The sequence below is a fragment of the Sulfuriferula plumbiphila genome, assembly GCF_009938015.1.
Classification (GTDB): domain Bacteria; phylum Pseudomonadota; class Gammaproteobacteria; order Burkholderiales; family Sulfuriferulaceae; genus Sulfuriferula; species Sulfuriferula plumbiphila.
Genome location: NZ_AP021884.1, coordinates 1,286,545 through 1,308,316, shown reverse-complemented (window position 1 = coordinate 1,308,316; position 21,772 = coordinate 1,286,545). Strand labels below are relative to the sequence as shown.

18 protein-coding genes are annotated in these 21,772 nt (G+C 60.4%); 11 read left to right on the top strand and 7 right to left on the bottom strand.

Features of this window, described 5'->3' with window-relative positions; all coding sequences use genetic code 11:
- Positions 1-31 precede the first annotated feature (31 nt).
- Complete coding sequence (locus GZH91_RS06910; RefSeq protein ID WP_147074603.1) at positions 32-2,620, top strand: hybrid sensor histidine kinase/response regulator; 2,589 nt, start codon at positions 32-34, stop codon at positions 2,618-2,620.
- Here the strand turns inward: GZH91_RS06910 and GZH91_RS06905 are convergent.
- Entirely contained in the window at positions 2,614-2,991 is a 378-nt protein-coding gene (locus GZH91_RS06905) for a DsrE family protein (protein ID WP_147074604.1), read from the bottom strand. The genes GZH91_RS06910 and GZH91_RS06905 overlap by 7 nt on opposite strands.
- A gap of 198 nt (positions 2,992-3,189) precedes the next feature.
- On the opposite strand from GZH91_RS06905, the gene GZH91_RS06900 reads away from it, so the two are divergent.
- The 7 genes from GZH91_RS06900 (at position 3,190) to GZH91_RS06870 (ending at position 8,218) form a co-directional block, all read left to right on the top strand.
- The gene (locus tag GZH91_RS06900) at positions 3,190-3,867 is read left to right on the top strand and encodes a DUF1345 domain-containing protein (protein WP_147074605.1); all 678 of its coding nucleotides are present in this window, start codon (positions 3,190-3,192) and stop codon (positions 3,865-3,867) included.
- Positions 3,867-4,424, top strand: a complete 558-nt coding sequence (locus GZH91_RS06895) for a DedA family protein (RefSeq protein WP_147074606.1) — start codon at positions 3,867-3,869, stop codon at positions 4,422-4,424. The genes GZH91_RS06900 and GZH91_RS06895 overlap by 1 nt, the downstream gene beginning before the upstream one ends.
- A 221-nt stretch (positions 4,425-4,645) precedes the next feature.
- Positions 4,646-5,014 (top strand): glycogen-binding domain-containing protein, encoded by a 369-nt coding sequence (locus GZH91_RS06890; protein ID WP_161984200.1) that lies wholly within the window; start codon positions 4,646-4,648, stop codon positions 5,012-5,014.
- An 80-nt stretch (positions 5,015-5,094) separates the two neighbouring features.
- Positions 5,095-5,658 (top strand): RNA polymerase sigma factor, encoded by a 564-nt coding sequence (locus GZH91_RS06885; RefSeq protein WP_161984199.1) that lies wholly within the window; start codon positions 5,095-5,097, stop codon positions 5,656-5,658.
- Positions 5,655-6,326 carry an isoamylase early set domain-containing protein gene (locus tag GZH91_RS06880; protein WP_147074609.1) on the top strand — a complete coding sequence of 224 codons (672 nt, stop codon included), beginning with the start codon at positions 5,655-5,657 and terminating at the stop codon, positions 6,324-6,326. Before GZH91_RS06885 ends, GZH91_RS06880 begins: the two co-directional genes overlap by 4 nt.
- Positions 6,327-6,337: 11 nt before the next feature.
- Entirely contained in the window at positions 6,338-7,330 is a 993-nt protein-coding gene (locus GZH91_RS17650; RefSeq protein ID WP_170227458.1) for a hypothetical protein, read from the top strand.
- Positions 7,331-7,435: 105 nt separating this feature from the next.
- Positions 7,436-8,218, top strand: coding sequence for a DUF2860 family protein (locus GZH91_RS06870; protein WP_147074610.1), 783 nt, complete (start codon positions 7,436-7,438; stop codon positions 8,216-8,218).
- Positions 8,219-8,292: 74 nt separating this feature from the next.
- Here the strand turns inward: GZH91_RS06870 and GZH91_RS06865 are convergent, their stop codons facing one another.
- Positions 8,293-8,559 carry a hypothetical protein gene (locus GZH91_RS06865; RefSeq protein ID WP_147074611.1) on the bottom strand — a complete coding sequence of 89 codons (267 nt, stop codon included), beginning with the start codon at positions 8,557-8,559 and terminating at the stop codon, positions 8,293-8,295.
- An 866-nt stretch (positions 8,560-9,425) separates the two neighbouring features.
- Here GZH91_RS06865 and GZH91_RS06860 point away from each other — a divergent pair.
- Positions 9,426-10,241 carry a hypothetical protein gene (locus tag GZH91_RS06860; protein ID WP_161984198.1) on the top strand — a complete coding sequence of 272 codons (816 nt, stop codon included), beginning with the start codon at positions 9,426-9,428 and terminating at the stop codon, positions 10,239-10,241.
- Between the two features lie 211 nt (positions 10,242-10,452).
- On the opposite strand, the gene clpB is transcribed toward GZH91_RS06860, so the two are convergent.
- Positions 10,453-13,041 (bottom strand): ATP-dependent chaperone ClpB, encoded by a 2,589-nt coding sequence (gene clpB / locus GZH91_RS06855; protein ID WP_147074614.1) that lies wholly within the window; start codon positions 13,039-13,041, stop codon positions 10,453-10,455.
- A 92-nt stretch (positions 13,042-13,133) separates the two neighbouring features.
- Between clpB and GZH91_RS06850 the strand changes: the two genes are divergently transcribed.
- Positions 13,134-13,406, top strand: coding sequence for a hypothetical protein (locus GZH91_RS06850; protein ID WP_147074615.1), 273 nt, complete (start codon positions 13,134-13,136; stop codon positions 13,404-13,406).
- A 156-nt stretch (positions 13,407-13,562) separates the two neighbouring features.
- Positions 13,563-14,429 (top strand): carboxylating nicotinate-nucleotide diphosphorylase, encoded by an 867-nt coding sequence (nadC, locus tag GZH91_RS06845; RefSeq protein WP_147074616.1) that lies wholly within the window; start codon positions 13,563-13,565, stop codon positions 14,427-14,429.
- 156 nt (positions 14,430-14,585) lie between these two features.
- On the opposite strand, the gene GZH91_RS06840 is transcribed toward nadC, so the two are convergent.
- From GZH91_RS06840 to rluD, 4 genes are all read right to left on the bottom strand, one after another.
- The gene (locus tag GZH91_RS06840; RefSeq protein ID WP_147074617.1) at positions 14,586-18,338 is read right to left on the bottom strand and encodes a translocation/assembly module TamB domain-containing protein; all 3,753 of its coding nucleotides are present in this window, start codon (positions 18,336-18,338) and stop codon (positions 14,586-14,588) included.
- Positions 18,338-20,047 carry an autotransporter assembly complex protein TamA gene (locus tag GZH91_RS06835; protein WP_161984197.1) on the bottom strand — a complete coding sequence of 570 codons (1,710 nt, stop codon included), beginning with the start codon at positions 20,045-20,047 and terminating at the stop codon, positions 18,338-18,340. The genes GZH91_RS06840 and GZH91_RS06835 overlap by 1 nt, the downstream gene beginning before the upstream one ends.
- Positions 20,048-20,111: 64 nt before the next feature.
- On the bottom strand, positions 20,112-20,864 hold the full coding sequence (pgeF, locus tag GZH91_RS06830) for a peptidoglycan editing factor PgeF (RefSeq protein ID WP_147074619.1): 753 nt from the start codon (positions 20,862-20,864) through the stop codon (positions 20,112-20,114).
- On the bottom strand, positions 20,861-21,766 hold the full coding sequence (rluD, locus tag GZH91_RS06825; RefSeq protein ID WP_232522223.1) for a 23S rRNA pseudouridine(1911/1915/1917) synthase RluD: 906 nt from the start codon (positions 21,764-21,766) through the stop codon (positions 20,861-20,863). Before rluD ends, pgeF begins: the two co-directional genes overlap by 4 nt.
- Positions 21,767-21,772: the final 6 nt, after the last annotated feature.

Sequence of the window (21,772 nt, the reverse complement as noted above, 5' to 3'; positions counted from 1 at the left end):
TCCCTGTATCAGCCAGCCTTGGCATTGCCACGTGAATTTGCGCAGCATCAAGTTCGGCTTAGGCCTGGGCTTCGCCCTGATATTGTGTCTGATGCTGGGCATTACCCTGCTCGGGTTGAATCAGATGGAGGCAATCAATAATCGCCTGGTAGCGATTGTCACCGTCAACGACTACAAAACCGAACTTGCCAACATCATGCGCGACGCGCTACGCGATCGCACCATCACCATGCATTCGCTGGTACTCAATACCGCGCCGTTTGAGCAGAACGACGAACTGTACGATTTCCATAACTACGGCGTACGTTTCACCCAGGCCATGCAGGCACTGACGTTAAGCAGCCTGAACCCGGAAGAAAAGACGATTTTGGCACGCGTGCGCAAGTCGGCCGCCATCGCGCAGCCCATTGTGATGCATACAGTCGATCTGGCGCTGGATAGGGAAAACGGGAACGCACTAAAACTACTGCAGAACGAAGCTATCCCCGCCCAGAAAGCACTTGTGGGCGAACTGGACACCTTGCTCAAGCTGCAGCGTGAAGCCAACGCAAATGCGGCAGTGGATGCCTTCGACGCATATCGCGAAACACGCTCGCTGATGATAGCCATGGGGAGTCTGGCCGGGCTGATTGGCGCCCTGATCGCTTTCGTTGCCGTGCGCCGCACTGCTTACCAGACCAGCGAACTGCAAAAACAGAAGCTCAAGTATCAGACCCTGTTTGAAACCAACTCCGATGCCATTGTGATTATGGACGAGGAAGGCTTTACCGATTGCAATCCCGCCGCACTGAAAATGTTCGGCATCCATTCTGTACAGGATTTCATCGCACGCCAGCCCTATCAATTAGGTGCGCCCATTCAGGGGGATGGGCGCACGGCCGCACAATTCGCCAATGATTGCGTGGCACGTGCGCGTGCCGAAGGCTATTGTTTCTTGGAATGGCTGGGCGTGCGGGATGACGGCAGCGAATTTCCCGCTGAAATCGCACTGCATGCCATGACGCTGGATGACAAGCGTGTGATACAAGCCATCATGCGCGACATCACCGAGCGCAAACTGGCCGAACAAAGCCTGAAGGAAGCACACGATGCCGCCGTGGAGGCCGCGCGTCTCAAAGCCGAATTTGTCGCCAATGTCAGTCACGAAATCCGCACCCCAATGAACGGCGTCATCGGCATGGCCAACCTCATGCTCAAAACCACTCTGAGCCCCCAACAGCGCGAGTATGCACAAGCCATACACAGCTCCGGGAAGAGCCTGTTGACTATCATCAACGACATCCTGGATTTCTCCAAAATCGATGCCGGCAAACTTGACCTCGAATCCATCGACTTCAATCTGCACGAAACCGTGCTGGAAATCGCCAGCCTGTTTGCCAACCGTGCCGAAGAAATGGGGCTAAGCTTTGATTGCAACATCCTCGCTGGCGTCCCCGAACAAGTACGCGGCGACCCCCACAGGTTGCGCCAGATACTCACCAACCTGGTGGACAATGCACTTAAATTCACCCCCGCCGGATCAGTGCACATTACGGTCGCTGTGGTGCCGGACAATGCTTCCGATTCGACTTGCCGGATCATGTTTACGGTTGAAGACAGCGGCATCGGCATATCAGCCGAAACGCAGAGCCGCCTGTTCCGCTCATTTTCCCAGGCGGATGGTTCCACGACACGCAAATACGGCGGTACCGGACTCGGGCTGGCGATTTGCAGGCAATTGTCGGAATTGATGGGTGGCCACATCAGCGTGGACAGCGCCGCTGGACAGGGCAGCCGGTTTCGTTTCACCCTGCCACTGATTCGTGTCGAATCTGCAGTTCCGGCCCATACCGGGCGCGCACCGGCACGTCCTGACCACACCCAATTCATGGGCAGGCGGATACTGGTTGCAGAAGACAACGTGGTCAACCAGAAAGTCATACAGCACTTGTTGCGCCACCTGGGAGCACAGGTAGACATCGCTGCGAATGGCCGCGAAGCAGCAGCGCTCGCGCAGGCCGGGGGCTACGACCTGACCCTGATGGATTGCCAGATGCCGGTAATGGACGGCTACCAGGCAACCGCGCTGATCCGCAAAACCAACCCCAATGCCGCCCCGATAATCGCCATGACGGCCAACGCCATGCAGGGTACGCGAGAGCAGTGCCTGGCAGCGGGGATGAATGATTACCTGACCAAGCCGGTGCAGGAAGAAGAACTGGTCAACATGCTGGCGCGTTGGCTCAATCATGCGCCGGTCCGGCAAACCATCGCTATCCGGGCTGAATCCGCCGTCAATAGCAATCCGGTTGACATGCCGGCTCTGGAAAAAAACTGCCAGCAGGACGCGGCCCTGGTCTCGGAACTGCTTAATCTGTATTGCTCCAGCACCGCGGCGCTACTCGTTGAACTGGGCACCGGGATACAGGCACACTCAACTGCCAGTGCACGCCCCGCCCACGAGATCAAGGGCGCGTCCGCCTATATCGCCGCCAATGACGTACAACGCCTGGCCGGCGCGCTCGAACAGGCCATCAAGGCCGGGCACTGGGACGAAGCCAGCAATCTGTTTGATGACCTGGAAGCCGCTTTTATCAGGGTGCAGCTATTTGTGGGCTACCGCGCAGCAGCTAGTCAGTAAGTGATGGACTTCCATTCATCATCCATCACCCGGCAGATGTAGGCTGCGCCACCCGCGATACCCGTGCATTCCGGAATCAATAATTCGGGCGTAATGGCATAGGCATCCAGCGCACCGCCGCAGGCAAAAAACTTCACCCCCAGCTGCGCCGCATCCTGCATGAAGCCATATACGGATTTCGCCTTATTGTCGGAAGGGTGGATTCTCTCCGCAATTCCCTGGACGAGTAGCCGGGTAGCCTGGCTGGCGAAATATATCTCAACCTCGACATCCATCGCTGCCGCTGCTGCCGCCTGGAAAAACGGCGTACCACATAAGTGAGGCTGGTCGGGGCTTACCGTCAACAGCATCATTACAAGCTTGTCGGACACGATTATCACTCCGGAAAGACAGGCGCCGCAGCTTACCCCCTTGTTCGCCACGCGTCAAAGCGGCATTGACTCTCACAAGCTGCATTGGTTAGGATGAACAGCCCGCAAAATAGAAAGTGTCATTCAGCGCCGCGCATCATTGCGATGGGTATTCTCGCAACAGGGAAGAAATCATGCACGCAGAAACGACAAACGACCATGCCAATACTGACCAGTCACCTGAAACGATGGATAGGACAGATCAATGCGCACCATCGCGCGGCGTTAGCCAGCCTGTCAGGTGTCGCCGTGTTTTTCCTGCTCCCCATTGCGCTCCTCGACACCCGCGCCATTGCCAGCTGGGACGTAGCCTCGGGGGTGTACCTGCTGTTGGCCTGGATCACCATGGCCGGCACAGATGCCGAAGCCACCCGTATCAGCACCAGCAACAGGCAAAGTAGCCTGGCGATATTGTTGCTGGTGTTGGGTGCGGCCTGCATCAGTGTTGCGGCGCTGGCATTCATGTACAAAAGCGGTCACGGCTTGCCGGTGTGGAAGAAGATGCTGCATGTCGCGCTTTCGTTTCTGGCGTTGGGATTTTCCTGGCTACTGGTGCATACCCGTTTCGCCTTCCACTATGCACATCGCTACTATGTTGGCGGCAAGGGCGCGCGTGCCGCACAGACCGGCGGACTGAATTTCCCCGGCGAGCGCAAACCGGATTATCTCGATTTCGCCTATTTCTCTTTCGTCATCGGCATGACCTCTCAGGTGTCCGACGTGGCAGTGACTTCCCGTGTCATGCGTCGGCTGACGCTGGCGCATGGTCTGCTTTCGTTCGGTTTCAATGTCGCCGTGCTGGCATTGAGCGTAAACATTTTTGCCAGCCTGATCTGATGGATTACGCCAAGCTTATCCACGAATACGGCTATTACGCCGTATTGTTCGGTACCTTGCTGGAAGGTGAAACGATCCTCGTCATGGCCGCGATTGCCGCGAATCAGGGCTATCTGCATCTGCCGGTATTGATGCCGGTTGCGGTCGCCGGGGCGATTATCGGCGACCAGTTTTTCTACTATATGGGACGCCGCCACGGCAATATGCTTCTGACGCGCTTTCCGTCCCTGTCAGCACGCGCCGCCAAAGTGGAAAGCCTGATTGCGCGCCACCATGCACCGGTGATTGTGGTGTTGCGTTTTACCTATGGGCTACGTATCGTCGGGCCCATGATGGTGGGAATGAGCGCAGTGAGCCCGTTGCAGTTCACGCTATGGAACAGCCTGGGTTCAGTGCTGTGGGCGGCGTTGATAATCAGCGCGGGCTATGCGTTTGGCGATGCGCTGCAATGGCTAATGGGCAGCATCCAAAAACTGGAATTTCTGGTGTTGGCCGTGCTGGCCGTGATGGGCGCGACAGTCTGGCTCATCGTCCGCTACCGCGCCCGCCGTCGCTAACCGCCATAGCAGCTATTTAGAAACCGCAGCGAGCACTGATAGTTGGGGGGCAGAACACATTACAGTAGGGAGCATTACAACTTTGGGCTGATTTTTTTAAAACGTCTTGAAGCCATGCCCTCAAAATGAGAGAGTCCACGAAATTTGCCGCCACTGCGGATTCGCGCTTCACTCAATATAAATAATCCGCGACATTCCGACAGGATGCGAAGGGGATGTCTATGAGCGACACTCTATTACTGCTATTACTGCCGATCAACCGGCGATTGCGCTTGGCTTTGGCTCTTACACTGGCCCTACCCTGGGCTTATGCTGCAGCAGACAGGCATGAAGCCACATTCAGCCTGTACGCGCCTCAGGCGAAATCTGTCGAGGTCATCGGTGATTTCAATCAGTGGCAAAGCGGGGTGACGCTGTTGGTCGGCCCCGACGAAAAGGGCATGTGGCGCGCCAAACTGCCTCTTCCGACCACCCTGACCCGTATCGAATACGTTTACTGGGTGGACGGCGCGCAGCGGAGGATTGATCCCGGGCAGCCTGTTGTCCAGGATGGATTTTTCGGCGAAAACAACGTCCTCGTCCTGCCATAAACCCCATCCGACTTCAACGGAGCGTAACCTTTCGGGCGCCTTTCCCGTCTCAACGGGAACTATATTACGAAAGGCCGTGCGTGGAGGAATGGAGTGATCTGCCGGACAAGGCGCTGATCGATGCCTGTCTGGCGGGGCGGTCAGCAGTGTATGAAACCCTGGTCTGGCGTCACCAACACAAGGTGTTCAACGTGCTGTATCGGTTTCTCGGCAATTATGAGGCCAGCCAGGACATCAGCCAGGAAACCTTCATCACCGCCTACCAGAAGCTCGAGATGTTTGGCAGCAGGAGCGCGTTTTCCACCTGGCTGTGCCAGATTGCGCTCAATAAGGCGCGCGATATGTTGCGCAGCAACAGTGCCGATACGTTGTGCGATGATCTGGCGGACCACGTCGACACTCTGGCTGCGACAGACGCTACACAGCCCGACCATCAAGTGGAGCAAGGGCAATTGCATGATCATATCCAAGTGATCCTCAACCGCATGCCCTCACATTACAGGGAAGTTTTGATATTGAAACATCTGGAAGAGCATAGCAACGATGAGATCGCCTTGATGCTCGACGACACGGTACAAAACGTGAAGGTGAGAACGTTCCGCGCGCGCCAGATGTTCAAGCAACTGTACGGAGGATTGTCATGAAAGCATCGCTATTCGACGAAGCCCGGCAGCGTTATCTGGATCAGGAAATGAACCCATCCGAAGAAGCCGCTTTACTCGCTCGATTGAGCGAGACCGAGCGCTCGGAGTTGCTCGCCACCCGCATGGCGCTGGCAGCGCTGGAACACTTGCCGCGAATTCCCGCTCCTGCCAGTCTGGCGCGCGGTGTGATGGCGGCGGTTAAGCCCAAAAGGCAAAGCGCCTTCACGCGCCTGCGCCAGTGGCTGGAACGTCACCCCTTGCTCGGCTGGGAACTCTCCGGAGCCGCGTTGGCAGCCTCAGTGCTGTTTATTGCGCTTGCCCCTCTATCGCTGGCGCCCTCGGTCGGCGGTCCGCGCCAAGCATCTTCCCCCCTGACCCTGGTTTCGCATACACCCGGCCCAAGCAGCAACGCGCTGCGGTTCAGCCTGTACTCACCCCAAGCTCATAGCGTGGCATTGATCGGCGATTTCAATGGCTGGGGCAGTATGGCACAAGTCAAACTGGTGCCTTCCGGCAACGGCATCTGGAGCGTGACCGTCCCCCTGCCCGCCGGTCGCTACCAGTATGCGTTCCTGGTCAACGGCCAGCGCTGGGTGACCGATCCGCACGCCGAACAGCATGTGAAGGACGATTTCGGCAGGCAAAACGCGGTCGTCACCATCATATAGGACACGACACCATGACCCACTCTCGCATTCTCATCATGTTGACCGGGTTGATGCTGGCAGCGGCCGCACACGCCGAGCTCCCTCCATCGCTTGGGCAAGCCACGGTACAGCTTGCCCTCACGCCGGCCCAGCGCCAATCCCTGACCACCAATCTGGAAAGCGCCCTGGCAGCCGGCGTGGAAGAACAAGACTTGCGAGCGGTGATGCGCCTGGCCGCTATGCATAAATATTCCGCAGTCCAGGCCGCGGCGTTCGTCCAGAAGCTCGCCGCCGTGCGCCGGGATGGCCTGCCTGTCGCGCTGGTGCGCGACAAGCTACTGGAAGGCATGGCAAAGAAAGTGCCGAGTGAAACCATCCTGGCAGTGGCATCCAAGTGGCAGGAGGCTCTGCAGGATGCCCGTTCGCGTGTTCAGGCAATGGAAGAACGCGGCCTCAAGTACGGCAATACCGAGGAACGCGACACGCTGATCAACCTGGGTGCCGGTCTGCGGCAGCGCTACGGCGCAAAGGAAGCGCTCTCCACGCTGGCGCAATCCGGCACACAAGGCGGCCGCATGGCGTCCAGCGCCGGGAGCCTGATTGCTGCTGGCAATCTTGCTGAACTGCTGCTCCTTCACGACGCTACGCCAACGCAAGCGTTGGAACTGCCCAGGGCCAGCCTGAGAGCGGGCGACACGCCCGCGCAGATTCTAACCTTGCAGAAAAATGTGCTGGACCAACTGCGCCAGGGCATCGCTCCCGTCGATGTCGTCGCGCGCATGCGTCGTCAGTTCAGTCCCGAAGCAGACGGGAGGCCACCGTTCGCCACCCCGGGCCAGACTCCCGGCGGATCTTGGCCGGGTGGCGGCTTCCCGGGCGGCGGCTTCCCGGGTGGCGGCTTCCCGGGCGGCGCGCCAGGTGGCGGCTTCCCGGGCGGCGGCTTCCCGGGCGGCGGCTTCCCGGGTGGCGGCTTCCCGGGCGGCGTGCCGGGCGGTGGCTTCCCCAAAGGGGGGGGCGGTTACTGAAACGCGGCTAACGAATGACGGCAGCGGCAAGCAGGTTGCCGTTGCTATTTTGGGAAAAGTTATCTTGTTTTTTTACGTTCCATCACTCAAAGAAAGGACATACTGATGCGATTCAATCCCCTTCCCGCTATGGTCAGCGCTGCAGTTTTAGCTGGGGGGCTGGCCGGTCCGGCTCAAGCCGACTTCACCGTCAATGCGGGTGCCAAGCTGTCCTATGAATCCAACGTTAACGGCTCGCCCGATTCGCCGACAAAAGCGAATCAGCACAGCGATAACTACGGGACGCTAAGCGCTTCTGCGGTGTACTACACGCCTCTCGACGCTGCGCAAACCCGCTATTTCATCGGCCAGATCGGTGCACTCTCTTCCACCTATAACAAATTCAATAACCTCGACAACACCATGCTGGTGACGAGCGCGGGACTCTACCAGCAGCTTTCACCCACCTGGTCGGGTCTGGCCACGGCGCGCGGTTTTACCCGCGACGCCAAGCAGAACGAGCGCGATTCCAACGGCTTCGGCGGAACCCTTGAAATCAAGAGCCAATTGAGCCAGACCGTCTGGATCAAGGGGGTCGTGGACTATGAGGATAGCAAAGCCAATCTCGGTGCCTACAGCTATACTGGTGAAACTTACGGCGTGAATCTGGGCTACCTGCCGCTCCAGGATACGTTCGTCAACCTTGGCTACAGCCACGCCACGCGCGATTTCAAAACCACCTCGCCTTTCAATACCACTGCACAAACGCTGTACACCGACGTGACGCAACGGATCGCGAAAAACTGGTATTTGAACGGCGGCTATGCCTATCAGGACAATAAATCCAACATCGCGGGCACAGCCTATACTGACAATATCGTGTCAATAGGCGTGAATTATAGTTATTGACTGACTCAGTAACCAAAACCCCGTTTACCTCGTCTCAGAATTACAGAAACTCACATGCCTCTTGCAATCGAGGCTTAACCCAATGAAAGGAGATTGAAATGAATATCAAACTCGTAGTATCGGCAGCAGTCTGCGCCGTTCTTTTCGCCGGCGCCGCCGTTGCGGATCAGACGACGGATCAGGTTGAACACCCACCGGTAGTCGGCTTCGGCAGCGGCACCGGCATGGGCGCCGGTGGCGGCGCGGGTAGCGCCACCAGCATGGCCGACGGCTTCAGTGCGCAGACCAGTGGCAGTGGAGCCGGCAGCCAGACCTTTGGCGCGGGCTTCAGTCAGCAGCAAACCACCGGGTCCGGCCCGCTTTCCTCCAATCCTTCGACAAGCCCGGGTTATGGTTCTAGTTCTAGTTCTGCACCCATGTTGACCAATCCGTACAAAGCACCGTAATCGTTCCTTCCCGAGCCCTTGCCGAGCATGCGGCAAGGGCTCGGTTATTTTTAGTGCCCCAATCTGGATAACTTTTCAAGGCGGCAAATCGTCTGAGGTAATATTCCCCCTTACCGGCCTATTAAAAGTGATCACAGAATCTCGCTGCCCAGTCCCGATGCTGGTCTCAATGAGGATTGCGCAGCTCACATTCCGTGGAATGCCGCTCGTCCAAGGCATGACCCTGGCCAGGATGATCCGCCTGCTTGAGGCGGTGAGGGAGCTCCCGATTTTGCGCCTCCCAGAAAGACATATACCCCTTGGTAGACACAATTCCAAAATGCTGGTGAAGCGGTCGGCCACCTCATCGCTTTGGGGTTTGCCAAAAAACTCGGTATCGCAGAAACAGGCTTGTTCACCCGCATCGTAGGATGATCCTCACCGGGGAGCTTGCGCCGCAGCAAGATACCGTCATCCTAAGTGATGCAATCCAGTTAGCACTTCCCGACAGCGACGCTACTTCTGGCTGAAAACACGCCTGGGCGCAACGGGTTGAATAGTGCCCGACGAAATCTGGACCCACCGAAATATCGAACCGGTAAGCACCCGGCAGAATGATTGGCGCACGCAGAAGCATGCTTTCCACGACCTGGCGAATTTTCGGGAACTGTAACCAGTGTGTGCGGGCTTTCGTCTAAGGAAGCAACAGGAGGCAACAAGGGGCTCACTGTTCACCGCCAAACCGGGTGGAATCAATATCAACTCACAAAGGAGCATTTATCATGGTTAAAAAAATTCCCTCCACACTTGCAATCGCCTTGCTGAGCGTGTTCCTTAGCGGAAACGCTGCAGCTGCCACCGAGCAAGAAGCGCAGGTTCAATTGGATCATGTCCAGGCCAAGACTGCAGATGCTCAACAAACCGCACATGCGGTGCTGAGCGACCTGGTGGCTGCCGGTGTACCTGTCGATCAGGCCTATGCGGTTGTCCGTAGCGGTGTTGAGCACGACTACAGCGCCAGCGACCTGCGCCGGGTGGGTGACGAGATACGCAACCAAGTTCGCCAAGGCATTCCCGCCGAGCAAGTGACCAAGACCGCCGACCAGGCTATCGACGCGGGCTATTCCGCTGCCGCGACCCAGAACGTGCTCAACACTTTCCAGGCTCGGGTCGAGCAAGGCATGCCTGCTACCCAAGCTTCTGCCCGCAGTGCAAGCGATATCAGTCTGAACAAACCAACCGAACGCAGCGGTGTGCGCATGGGTAGCGGTGCAGGCATGGGTGCCAGTGCAGGCATGGGTGCCAGTGCAGGCATGGGTGCCAGTGCAGGCATGGGCGCCAGTGCGGGCATGGGTGCCAGTGCAGGCATGGGTGCCAGTGCAGGCATGGGTGCCAGTGCAGGCATGGGCGCCAGTGCGGGCATGGGCGCCGGTGCGGGCATGGGCGCCGGTGCGGGCATGGGCGCCGGTGCGGGCATGGGCGCCGGTGCGGGCATGGGCGCCGGTGCGGGCATGGGCGCCGGTGCGGGCATGGGCGCCGGTGCGGGAATGGGCGCCGGTGCGGGAATGGGTGCCGGTGCGGGAATGAGCAAGCGCTAGTCGGTTTCGTCTCCGAGTTTCGGCTCCACCATCGCTCGATAATATAACTATCGCGCTGGATTAGGCGAAACGAAGTCAGGCATACAGGTCGAGTAATCGACCTGTTCCGTTTCCGTCATGCCGGTCAAAATGTCCAACGTTACCCGTTACCGCTGTGTTGTTGCCATTGCAGACTTCACGGCAAGTACTTAATTGATATCCCCGCAACTCCTTATTGGGTAGCTGCACCCTTCTCGAACACCATTGCCCCATCGCGGAAATCCACCCGGATGGTATCCTTCTCGGCAAAATGTCCGGACAGAATTTCCTTCGCCAGCGGATTTTCCAGCCGCGACTGGATAGCCCGTTTCAAAGGCCGTGCGCCGAATATCGGGTCGAAACCGACCGCAGCCAATTCCGCCAGTGCCGCATCGGTGATCTCAAAGCCCATGCCCATGGCCGCCAGCCGCTTCGCCAGATACTGCACCTGGATACGCGCGATGGAGAGGATATGCGCCTCGCCCAGTGCGTGGAATACCACCACTTCGTCAATGCGGTTGATGAACTCGGGGCGGAAATAGGTTTTTACCTCGCCCATCACCGCCAGCTTGATGACCTGGTAATCGTCACCCGCCATCTGCTGGATCATCTGCGAACCGAGGTTGGAGGTCATCACAATGACGGTATTCTTGAAGTCCACCGTGCGCCCCTGGCCGTCGGTCAGGCGTCCGTCGTCCAGCACTTGCAGCAACACGTTGAACACGTCCGGATGGGCTTTTTCCACCTCGTCCAGCAGGATCACGCTGTAGGGCTTGCGCCGCACTGCTTCGGTGAGTGTGCCGCCCTCCTCGTAGCCGACATACCCCGGCGGCGCGCCGATCAGCCGCGCCACCGAGTGCTTCTCCATGAACTCGCTCATGTCGATACGGATCAGGTGTTCTTCCGAATCAAACAGGAAACCCGCCAGTGTCTTGCACAGCTCGGTCTTGCCCACGCCGGTGGGACCGAGGAACAGGAACGAGCCGTAGGGCCGGTTGGGGTCGGACAAGCCGGATCGGGAACGCCGGATGGCGTCGGACACCAGGCGCACCGCCTCGTCCTGCCCCACCACACGCTGGTGCAGCGCGTCTTCCATATGCAACAGCTTGTCGCGTTCTCCTTCCATCATCTTGGAAACGGGAATGCCGGTGGCGCGGGACACCACCTCGGCGATTTCCTCGGTGCCTACTTCCCGGCGCAGAAGCTTGAATTCGTGCTTACCTTCACCCGCCTCGGCCTGTTTGAGCTGGGCTTCGAGCTTTGGCAGCTTGCCGTATTGAATCTCCGCGACCTTGTCGAGCTTGCCCTGGCGTTGCAGATCGGCCATCTCTGCACGCAGATGTTCGATCTCTTCCTTGACGTGCTGGGCACCCGCCACCATGGCTTTTTCCGCCTTCCAGATTTCCTCCAGATCGTTGTATTCGCGCTGCAGGCGCAGCAACTCATCCTCGATCAGCTGCAGGCGTTTCTGCGAGGCTTCGTCCTTCTCCCGCTTCACCGCTTCGCGCTCGATCTTGAGCTGGATCATGCGCCGCTCCAGCTTGTCCATGACTTCCGGCTTGGAATCGATCTCCATCTTGACGCGCGAGGCGGCTTCATCAATCAGATCAATCGCCTTGTCCGGCAGAAAGCGGTCGGTAATATAGCGGTGGGAAAGCTCCGCCGCCGCGACAATGGCCGGATCGGTAATCTCGACGCCATGGTGCACTTCGTATTTTTCCTGCAGGCCCCGCAAAATGGCGATGGTGTCCTCGACCGATGGCTCGTCCACCAGCACCTTCTGGAAACGCCGCTCCAGCGCAGCGTCCTTCTCGATGTATTTGCGGTACTCGTCCAGCGTCGTCGCACCGATACAATGCAGCTCGCCGCGCGCCAGTGCCGGCTTGAGCATATTGCCCGCGTCCATCGCGCCTTCCGCCTTGCCTGCGCCGACCATGGTATGAAGCTCGTCGATAAACAGGATGATGCGGCCCTCGTCCTGGGCGACCTCCTTCAATACCGCCTTGAGCCGCTCCTCGAACTCGCCCCGGTACTTGGCACCGGCCAGCAGCCCGGCCATATCCAGCACCAGTACGCGCTTGCCTTTCAGCGTCTCCGGCACCTCGCCATTCACAATGCGCTGCGCCAGGCCCTCGACAATCGCGGTCTTGCCCACACCCGGCTCGCCGATCAGCACCGGGTTGTTCTTGGTACGACGCTGCAACACCTGGATGGCACGGCGAATCTCGTCGTCGCGGCCGATCACCGGGTCGAGTTTGCCCAGGCGCGCGCGCTCGGTGAGATCCAGCGTGTATTTGTTGAGCGCCTCGCGCTGGCCTTCAGCATCTGCGCTCGCCACGTTCTCGCCGCCGCGCACCTGGCTGATGGCCGCATTCAGCGCCGGACGGGCGACACCATGCTGCTTGAGCAGCCGTCCCACTTCGCCCTTGTCGTCGCAGGCCGCCAGCAGGAACAGCTCGCTGGCGATGAACTGGTCGCCGCGCTTTTGCGCTTCCCTGTCAGTGAGATTGAACAAATTGTTGAGCTCGCGCGAGATTTGCACCTCGCCGCCGTGTCCTTCCACCTTGGGCAGACGCCCGATGGCCTCCTGCAAAGAGGTACGCAGCGCGCGCACATTGCCGCCAGCGCGCGCCAGCAGCGAAGTGGTGCCGCCCTCGGTCTGGTCGATCAATGCCGCCAGCAGATGCAGCGGCTCGATAAACTGGTTATCCTGCCCCAACGCCATACTCTGGGCATCGGAAAGCGCTTGCTGGAACTGCGTGGTAAGTTTGTCAAAACGCATGGCTTGTTATCCTTGAATGGCTAGACTATCCATAAGATGGTGAGGCAGTTCATAATTTCAACCGGCCGACAGTCATAAAGAGGAGAAAAATCATGATAAGCGACCAGCCAGCCGACGCCCACAGCCACTTGGAAAACCTGTTCCCGCGCATCGCCCAGGCGCTAACGGAAAAATGGGGCACACCCGATGTGGAAACCTATCTCGCTGACCTCATGATAGATAATCGCGGCACGCGCAAAGGCTTTCCCTTCGAAGTGGTGGAAGAACTGATACTGATTGACACGATCCTGTGGGAACTATCGGACACTCGCAAACGCTTTCTATCCACAGCGGATGATTCCGATTTTGCATTTGGCGGATCGTAGCATTCATATCCTGGAAAAAGCAGTTAGCCACGGAGGTCACGGAGAATACGGGGAAAACCATGCCGTGGCTAACATTGCCTTTTGTAAGTTTATATTTGCTCGCCAACACGTCACCCCGCAAAATACCTGCCTGCCAATTTACTCAAGCGCGCCGCCATGTCCTCCTCACACGCCGTTTCCCTGTCTGCCGAACTGGCTGATGCTGTCCATGCCAATGTCACCGCTGCACTTGCCGAGGATATCGGCAGCGGCGATCTCACCGCCCGTCTCATTCCTGCACATGCCACCGCACGTGCAGCGGTAGTCTGCCGGGAAAAAGCAATTTTGTGCGGCCAGGCATGGTTTGAAGCGTGCTTTCACCAGATCGATCCGTCAGTCGCAATCCACTGGTACACGCGCGATGGCAGCTGTATTGGTGTCGATCAGATGCTGTGTGAAATTCATGGCAATGCGCGTGCGCTGCTGACAGCCGAGCGCCCTGCGCTTAACTTTTTACAGACATTGTCTGCCACCGCCACCATCACACGGCGCTATGTCGATGCAATTGCGGGCACCAACGCGATGGTAATGGATACGCGTAAAACACTGCCCGGACTGCGCCTGGCGCAAAAATACGCGGTATTGACCGGCGCTGGTGCAAATCAGCGCAGCGGGCTGTATGACGGCATTCTGATCAAGGAAAACCATATCGCGGCGGCCGGCAGCATAACCCGGGTATTGGCCGCTGCTGCACAGGTGGCAGGCAGCGTGCCGGTGCAAATCGAAGTGGAAAATATCGACGAGCTGCAACAGGCGCTGGATGCCGGCGCGCGCCTGATCCTGCTGGATAATTTTACTCTCGACGCGCTGCGCGAGGCAGTCAGGCTCACCGCTGGCCGGGCGGTGCTGGAAGCCTCCGGCAATATCAGCCTCGACACCATCCGCAGCGTAGCGGAAACCGGTGTGCAGCGCATCTCGGTGGGCGCCCTGACCAAACACGTTCAGGCAGTGGATCTGTCCATGCGCTTCGAGTGGGCTGTTTGATCCTAAAAAACGGCATTCACCACAGAGCGCACGGAGAACACGGGGAAAACAAGAAGGCAAAAATCAAGCCCAGGGAAGTGTCCTGGATTTTGCTTTCATGGTTTTCTCCGTGCGCCCCATGGTTAATCGATGGTTAATCACTTTTTCCAGGTCGAATCAGCGGAAGCTGAAAGTATAAAATACATCCACTGCACTCTGGCTGCCGGTCTGCGCACGCACTGACACGCGCCTGGATAGGGTGTAGTTGATCTTGACCAGGCTGGTGGTGCCTGCCAGCCCTTGTTCATAGCTCAGATAAACGTTTTTCGATAGCCGTTTTCCCAGCACCAGGATGCTGTTTTTCAGCGAGCCGCCCCCGCTCAGATTCACCTCGCTCAAGCCGGTTGCCTCGGCCAGCCTGGCTTGCAGACTGACCGAATCACCCATCCCCAACAGTACGCCAGCCGCCGTCTGCAGCACGCTGAACTCAGCGGCGCTACTGTTTTCCGTGCCGTGCCCCAGCACCAGCCACGACAGCTTTTCGGTGTCCGGCACATCCGGGACGGACACCAGCTTGACCACGGGTGCCAGCGCACTGCCGGTAATCGCCACGCCCGCCGCAACGGTCTGATTTTTGCGCAGGGCAAGAATATTCAGTCCGGGGTTATCCACCGGCCCGGAAAAATTCACCACGCCGCGTTCAATGTCCAGGCGCTGGCCATAGGCGCTGTATGTGCCTTTGGCGACCTGCACGCTGCCGATAGCGGTAGGCAGGCCACCATCACGGGCGTGCAGCTTGACCAGGCCGGTCAGACGCGCATCCACACCGCGTCCTGTCAGGTAAAACTGGTCGCCCATGTCAAAATCCAGGTCGAAGTCGAGCGCCGTGGGCAGACGCTTGCTGGGCTGCGGTTTTTGCCGTCCCAGCACGATCACGTCCGAGCTCAGGGTCGGCGCATCATCGCGCGGCAGCGCGATCATGGCGCGATCGGCGCTGATTCTGGCAGTGACGCGAATCAGGCGCGGCGCCAGGCTGACATCGGCATGGCCGCTCACCGTCAACTGCCGGTCCGGGCGCTGCAACAAGGCTAGTTTGTCCGCCAGCAAGGCAATCTGCATGGCGGGTTTGCCGTCACGCAACAGCGCTGTACCGGTGCCACTCAGGCTGCCGCTGCCCGCACGCAGGCGCAGGCTGTCCAGAGTCAGGGTGTCACCGTGCAGACTGGCACGCAGGCTGCCGTCGGTGAACGCGATGCCCTGCCCGGGGTAGGTGAAGCGCAACTTGTCGGCACTCACTGCGCCACTCAGCAGCGGCGCATTGACCGTGCCGCTGGCACTGATTTGCGCCTGCACTGCGCCGTCCAGCGTGACCGGCATACCCAGCAACGGGCTTACCCAGGCCAGCGCCGGCATGTTGACCTGGGCGGCGATGCGTAACGGGGCATTGCCCGCCAAACCCCATTTGCCATTGCGCTGTGCCAGGGTGGTAGCGGCATGCGCGCTGACTGCGCCGAGCTTGTTTCCCTGCGCGTCCAGCTCGGCGTGGATGCGGCTATCGACAGCCTGCAGGGTGAGGGCGAGGCGCTGGATGCCTAATGCGGTTCTGGGCTCGCTCGGCACCGTGACATCGCCGCGCTCGCGCCATAGCTGGATGCTGCCATTGACCTGGCTGGCGGCTGCGAACTGCCATTTGCCTCCCACGATCAGCGTGCTCTCCACATCCGGGTTGATATTGGCCAGACGCAGCAAATATGCGCTATCCAGCCCGCTCATGCTGCCCTGGCCGGTAATCCGCCCGCTCTGCAGGGCAAATTCATCCACGCGCACACGGCCGCGTGCCAGGGCGAATTCAGCGTGGCTGAGGCTGACATGCCCCGCACCGAACGCGAGCAGGGCTGGCGCGTTGAGCGCCACCGGATAGCGGCCGCTGTTTTCCAGACGCAGGATGCGCCCGTTCCAGCCCCGACCATTGCGCCAGCCGCCGCTCAGCGTGGCGCGCGCGTCAATCTGCGGATTGCGCGCGGCCAGATTGATCGTATGCGCCGTACGTGTGCCGTGCACATCCAGTGCGGCGCTGGCGAGCGCGAAATCTGCGCTGCGATAGCCGCGCAGGCGCGCAGACAGATTCAATACGCCATTGAGTCCGTGTTGCAGCTGGCCCGCTGCCGACACGCTATCGAGATGCCGGGTGCCCTGCCACACCAGCGCCTGCCCTTCCAGTTTCAAGGTAGCCGAGGGCTGCGCCAGACTGCCGCCGAAGCTGCCCCGTGCCGTCATGCGCCCGCCGAAGCCCTGCCCGAATGCCGCCATGTCGGGTGCAGCCAGGCGCCAGTCCAGGCGGTCATTGACGGCGCCAAACGCACCGTTGACCTCGAGCCGGTTGGCTCCCAGGCGCAGTGCGATGTCGCTGTCCCGGACGCGCTTTGCGGCCAGTTTGAATGTGCCTTTGCCTGACAGCGGCTGGCCGCGATAACGGCTGTGCGCCACATTGAGCGCAACGCTGGCGCTGATTTGCGGACCGAACTGGCCTTGCGCTGCGGCAGTGGCGTTGATGCTTGCTGCCGGGTAGCCGCCAAAGCGCGACGGGTCGAAGCGCCGCAATTGACCCCGGGCGCTGAAGGCATGGTTGCCGGCCAATGCCAGCCTGGCGTTGAAACTGAACTCGCCGCCGCCCGCCGCCAGCTGCGCGTTGTTGATAATCAGTTGCTCGCCTGCGCGGCGGGCATTGAACGCGATGCGGTAGCCCGCCTGGGTCAGCTCGGCGAGCAGCGTTTGCGCGCCCTGCTCCGCGCCCAATGCGAGTTTGCCCGCCAGGCGCGTGGGACGCAGCGGGTTGTACAGGCCATGCAAATTCAGATTGGCAGTGCTCAGCTTCACTGCCAGCAGACCGTGTTGCAAACCGCCCTCCCCTTTGAACTGCCCGGCGTCCCCCAAATCGAGCGCCAGTGCTTGCAAGGCAAGCTGATCCAGGTTGCCACTGAACCGGGTATGCGCAGACCTGACTGGTATGCGACCGGCATCCAGCGCGCCTGGCAAGCGGTTGGCGAGACTCAACCCACCGGTAAATGTGGCCGCTGTACGCGCCTGCAGCGTAAGGCCGGCATCCATGTCGGTCTGCGGCAGACCGGCGCCCAGACGACGCAGGTCGAGCTGGCGCACGCTCACGTCCGCCTGTTGCAGCGGCACTGGCTGAAATGGTGTCAGTCGTGCCTGCCAGCGACCGCTGGCAGCGCCCGAACTGCCCGCTCCCTGCACCCCCAGATGCTCCAGCGTACCGCTCAGTGCGGTGTGCGCGGTATAATCATGCAGGCCATCGTTGCGAGCGAAATCCAGCGTGCCGTTAATGGCAAACGGCGCATCCGGCGCGAGGCGGGCGCTGGCCTGTCCCGCGCCCCACGGGCTCTGCACGCTGAGTCTGGCGTGGTAGGCGTCACCCGGATTGGTCAACGCCAGCCGCACCTGCGACAGCGGCCAGCTGCGCCTGCCCTGGTGCAGCGTCAGGCGCTCGATGCGCGCGTCCGGGATAGCCAGCCCGTATGCCAGGCGCAGCGTGGCAGGCAGCCTGAGTGGCTCGGGGCCGGGTTTGATCAGGGTGATGTCGAGACTGGCCAGCGTCAGCTGCCGGATAAGCAGCTGATGGTCATACAACAGTGCGCGCGGCGACCAGTCGAGCACGACATCGCGCGCTTCAATGCGCCGCTCCGGGGTATCGAGTCGCACGCGGGTGAATTTAAGCGGCCCGTACAACGAGCCACTTACACCTTCGAAGCTGAGTTGGCCGCCAGCCAGGCGCGTGGCAATTTGTACGCCGATATGCAGTGTCGGCTCGCGCCCGGCCAGCCAGACCAGTCCCGCGATCAGCGCCAGCAGCAGGCCCAGCCACAACACCAGCCCGCCAGCCCAGCGCAGCGCCAGCCGGCGCGCACGCATCAGAACGACACCCCGACGCTAAAATGCAGGCGCAATGCGTGCACTGCCTGACCATAGGCCAGATCCAGCTTGAGCGGGCCGACCGGGCTCTTCCAGCGCGCACCCAGGCCGTAACCCTGTACCAGATGAAGGTTGGGCAGGGTATCGGCGGCATCACCCACGTCATAAAAGATCGCTGCGCCCCAGCGCTCGGTCAGCCAGTGGTCGTACTCAGCGCTGCCCACGGCGAGATAGCGACCGCCCACAATCGCATTCGCCTGTTTCACGCCCAGGCTCAAATAAGGGTAACCACGCACCGACTGGTCGCCCCCGGTGCGAAACAGGAAATCCGAGGGAATCCCGTTGCTGCTGGCGGCCAGCACGCCGCCCAGCTCGCCACGCAGAATCAGGCCGTCGCGCTGGCCCAGCGGCAGGTAATACACCGCACGTGTGTAGCCGCGCACAAAATCCTGATCCGACAGCAACGCGCGCGCCGCACCGCCCAGCTGGGCGCTGAACACATAGCCGCGCGCCGGAAACAGCGGATTGTCCACATTGTGGTAGGTCCAGATGTAGTTGAGGGTGAGCGCCTTGCGGTTATTCCCGGCAGCACCCGCGATGGACTGGTGCTCGGTCTGGAACTGCGCCGCCAGCGTGGCTTCAATCCGGCCTTTGGTGCGCGTGCGCTTGACGCCGGTACCGACGCGCACGCTGGTCTCGCCCTTGATATCGGTACGTTCGCGAAAGGCGTTGATGCTGTCGAGGTAACCCAGTTCATTGCGCGGCAGCTGCAACTCGGTGTTCAGGGATTGCAGCTTGGTTTCGAGTTTGAGCAGGCTCTTGAAACGCCAGCCGTGTCGCATCACGTTCAGATCCTGATACTCGATCTGCCCGCGCACCCCGCTATCAGTGCTGACACCGATCCCGAAGCCGAGCCTGCTGGACGGGTTTTCCACCACGTTGACCTGCACCGGCACCTGGTCCGGGTGCGCCGGATCGGTGTCGGCGGACACGCTCACCGTGCGGAAATAAGTCGTGCCCTGCAAACGCGCCTGAAATTCCAGCAGTTTGGCCTGCGCATAGGGCGCGCCCGGCTGGATCGGGTTGAGCCGTTCGACAATGCTGGCCGGGTAACGCTCCAGACCGCTGATGTGCAGTGCGCCAAAGCTGAACGCAGGACCGCTGTCCAGCACCAGGCTCAGCGTCGCCTGGCGTGTTTCTGGATTGACCACGGCCTGGCTGGAAACAATACGGGCAGCGGGAAAGCGCTCAATCAACAAGGCTTTCAATGCGTCGCGTTTGGCCGACTCCCAGGCCGTCTGGCGAAACACGCTGCCGGGTGGCAATAGCCACGCCTGGCGCAGCTGGGCGAGCAGTTTGTCACGCACCTCAGGCGTCTGCTCCAGCGCCCCCTGCACGGACAGGTCAAACTGCGCCACCTGTGTTGGCGCGCCTGGAACGATGACAAAGCGCATTCGAACCGGCTTGTCCTGCAATGCAATCGAAGCTGTGATTTGGGGGGAGTAAAAACCCTCCGTGGCGAGCAGGGTGCGGATATTGTCCGGCGCAGCCTGATACAGGCTTTGCAGCTGCGCGGTGTCCAAAACCGGATTATTGTGCCAGCGGTTGATGTCCAGGTTTTTTTCCAGCAAAGCGCGATAGGCTTCAGGCACATCCAGTTCGACCCGGTAATCCAGCCCCGCCGCATAGGCGGGCAGAAGCATACTCATCAGTATGCAAGCCAGCACCAGCAAAGCGCTTTGGAATCTACCGGCACACCAGCGTGAAAGCGGTTTAACGGGCTGGCTTTGTTCCATCGCGCTGCAACCAGATAAGGCTGGCCATGCGCCCCGTCGCACCATCACGCCGATACGAATAAAAACGCACGGGCTCGCTGTAGGTACACGCGCCACCGCCGTATATCCGGGTGACGCCAATACGCTGCAGCCGCAGTCGGGCCAGGGCATAAATATCTGCAAGCCATTTGCCGCGCCGCTGCGCAACAAACGCCGCAGATGCTTCTGGCTGCACGGCAACAAATGCCTCACGCACCTCGTCGCCCACCTCAAACGCCTGCGCGCCGATAGCCGGGCCCAGCCAGGCCATCACGCTATCTGCTGGCACCTGCATGGCGGCGGCCGTGGCCTCCAGCACCCCGCCAACCAGCCCGCGCCAGCCTGCGTGGGCGGCGGCCACCACGCTGCCGTCGCGGTCGCAAAACAGCACCGGCAGACAATCGGCGGTGAGTACGGCGCACACCGGACCCGCCTGACGCGTCACGCTGGCATCGGCTTCTGTTGAGGCAATGCCGCTATCGGCGTCAAACACCGCAATGCCATGCACCTGTTTGAGCCAGACCGGTTCGGCGGGTAGCGAGGCACGCAAAATGGTACGGTTTTGTGCCACCCTGGCGGGATCATCACCCACATGGTCGCCCAGATTCAGCCCGGCGTAGGGTGCTGTGCTCACGCCACCGGCACGCGTTGTCACCAGCGCTCTGACCTGTGCCGACGCCGGCCAATCCGGGACGATCCAGTCTGGATTCATGCTGTCTCCGCTCTCAAATGATCGAGCAAGGCCTGAAAATCCTCGGGTGGTTCAACTTGCCATTCCTGTAACACGCTGCTGAGCGGATGCAGCAGCCCAAGCCGGGTAGCGTGCAACGCCTGACGTTTGAAATCGCGCAGCGCTGCCGTCTGGGTGGCGCGACCATATACCGGATCACCCACCAGCGCATGGCCGATGGACTGCAAATGCACGCGAATCTGGTGGGTGCGGCCGGTTTCCAGCACACAGCGAATCAGGGTGCAGTGGCCAAGATGCTCGAGCACGGTGTAGTGCGTGACGGCCTCGCGGCCGGAGTGCACCACCGCCATTTTGGTGCGCTGGCTGGGGTGACGGCCAATGCGCGCGTCGACCTTGCCGTCTTGCGCGATCAGCCCGTGCGCCACAGCCAGGTATTCGCGCTTGACGCTACGCGCCTGCAACTGGCGCACCAGACTGGTTTGCGCGGTAAGTGTTTTCGCCACCACCAGCAGGCCGCTGGTGTCCTTGTCAAGCCGGTGCACAATGCCCGCGCGCGGCACCCCGGCCAGTTGCGGCGCATGGTGCAGCAGCGCATTCAGCATGGTTCCCTGCCAGTTGCCGCTGCCCGGATGCACCACCAGCCCGGCAGGCTTGTTGACCACCAGCAAGGCATCATCCTCGTAGACAATCTGCAGCGCGATGGCCTCGGGGGCCGCCGGCACTTCGGCGGGATGCGTGTCGGGTATGACCTGTACCTGCTCCCCCCCCCACACCTTGTCCTTGACCGCCAGCAAACGGCCATTGACCGTCACCCGCTCATGCCGGATCCAGTGCTGGATGCGGCTGCGCGAATAATCAGGCAGCAACGCGGCCAGCGCCTGGTCCAGCCGCTGGCCGGCACTGGCCGCGGGGATTTCCGCCACGATAGC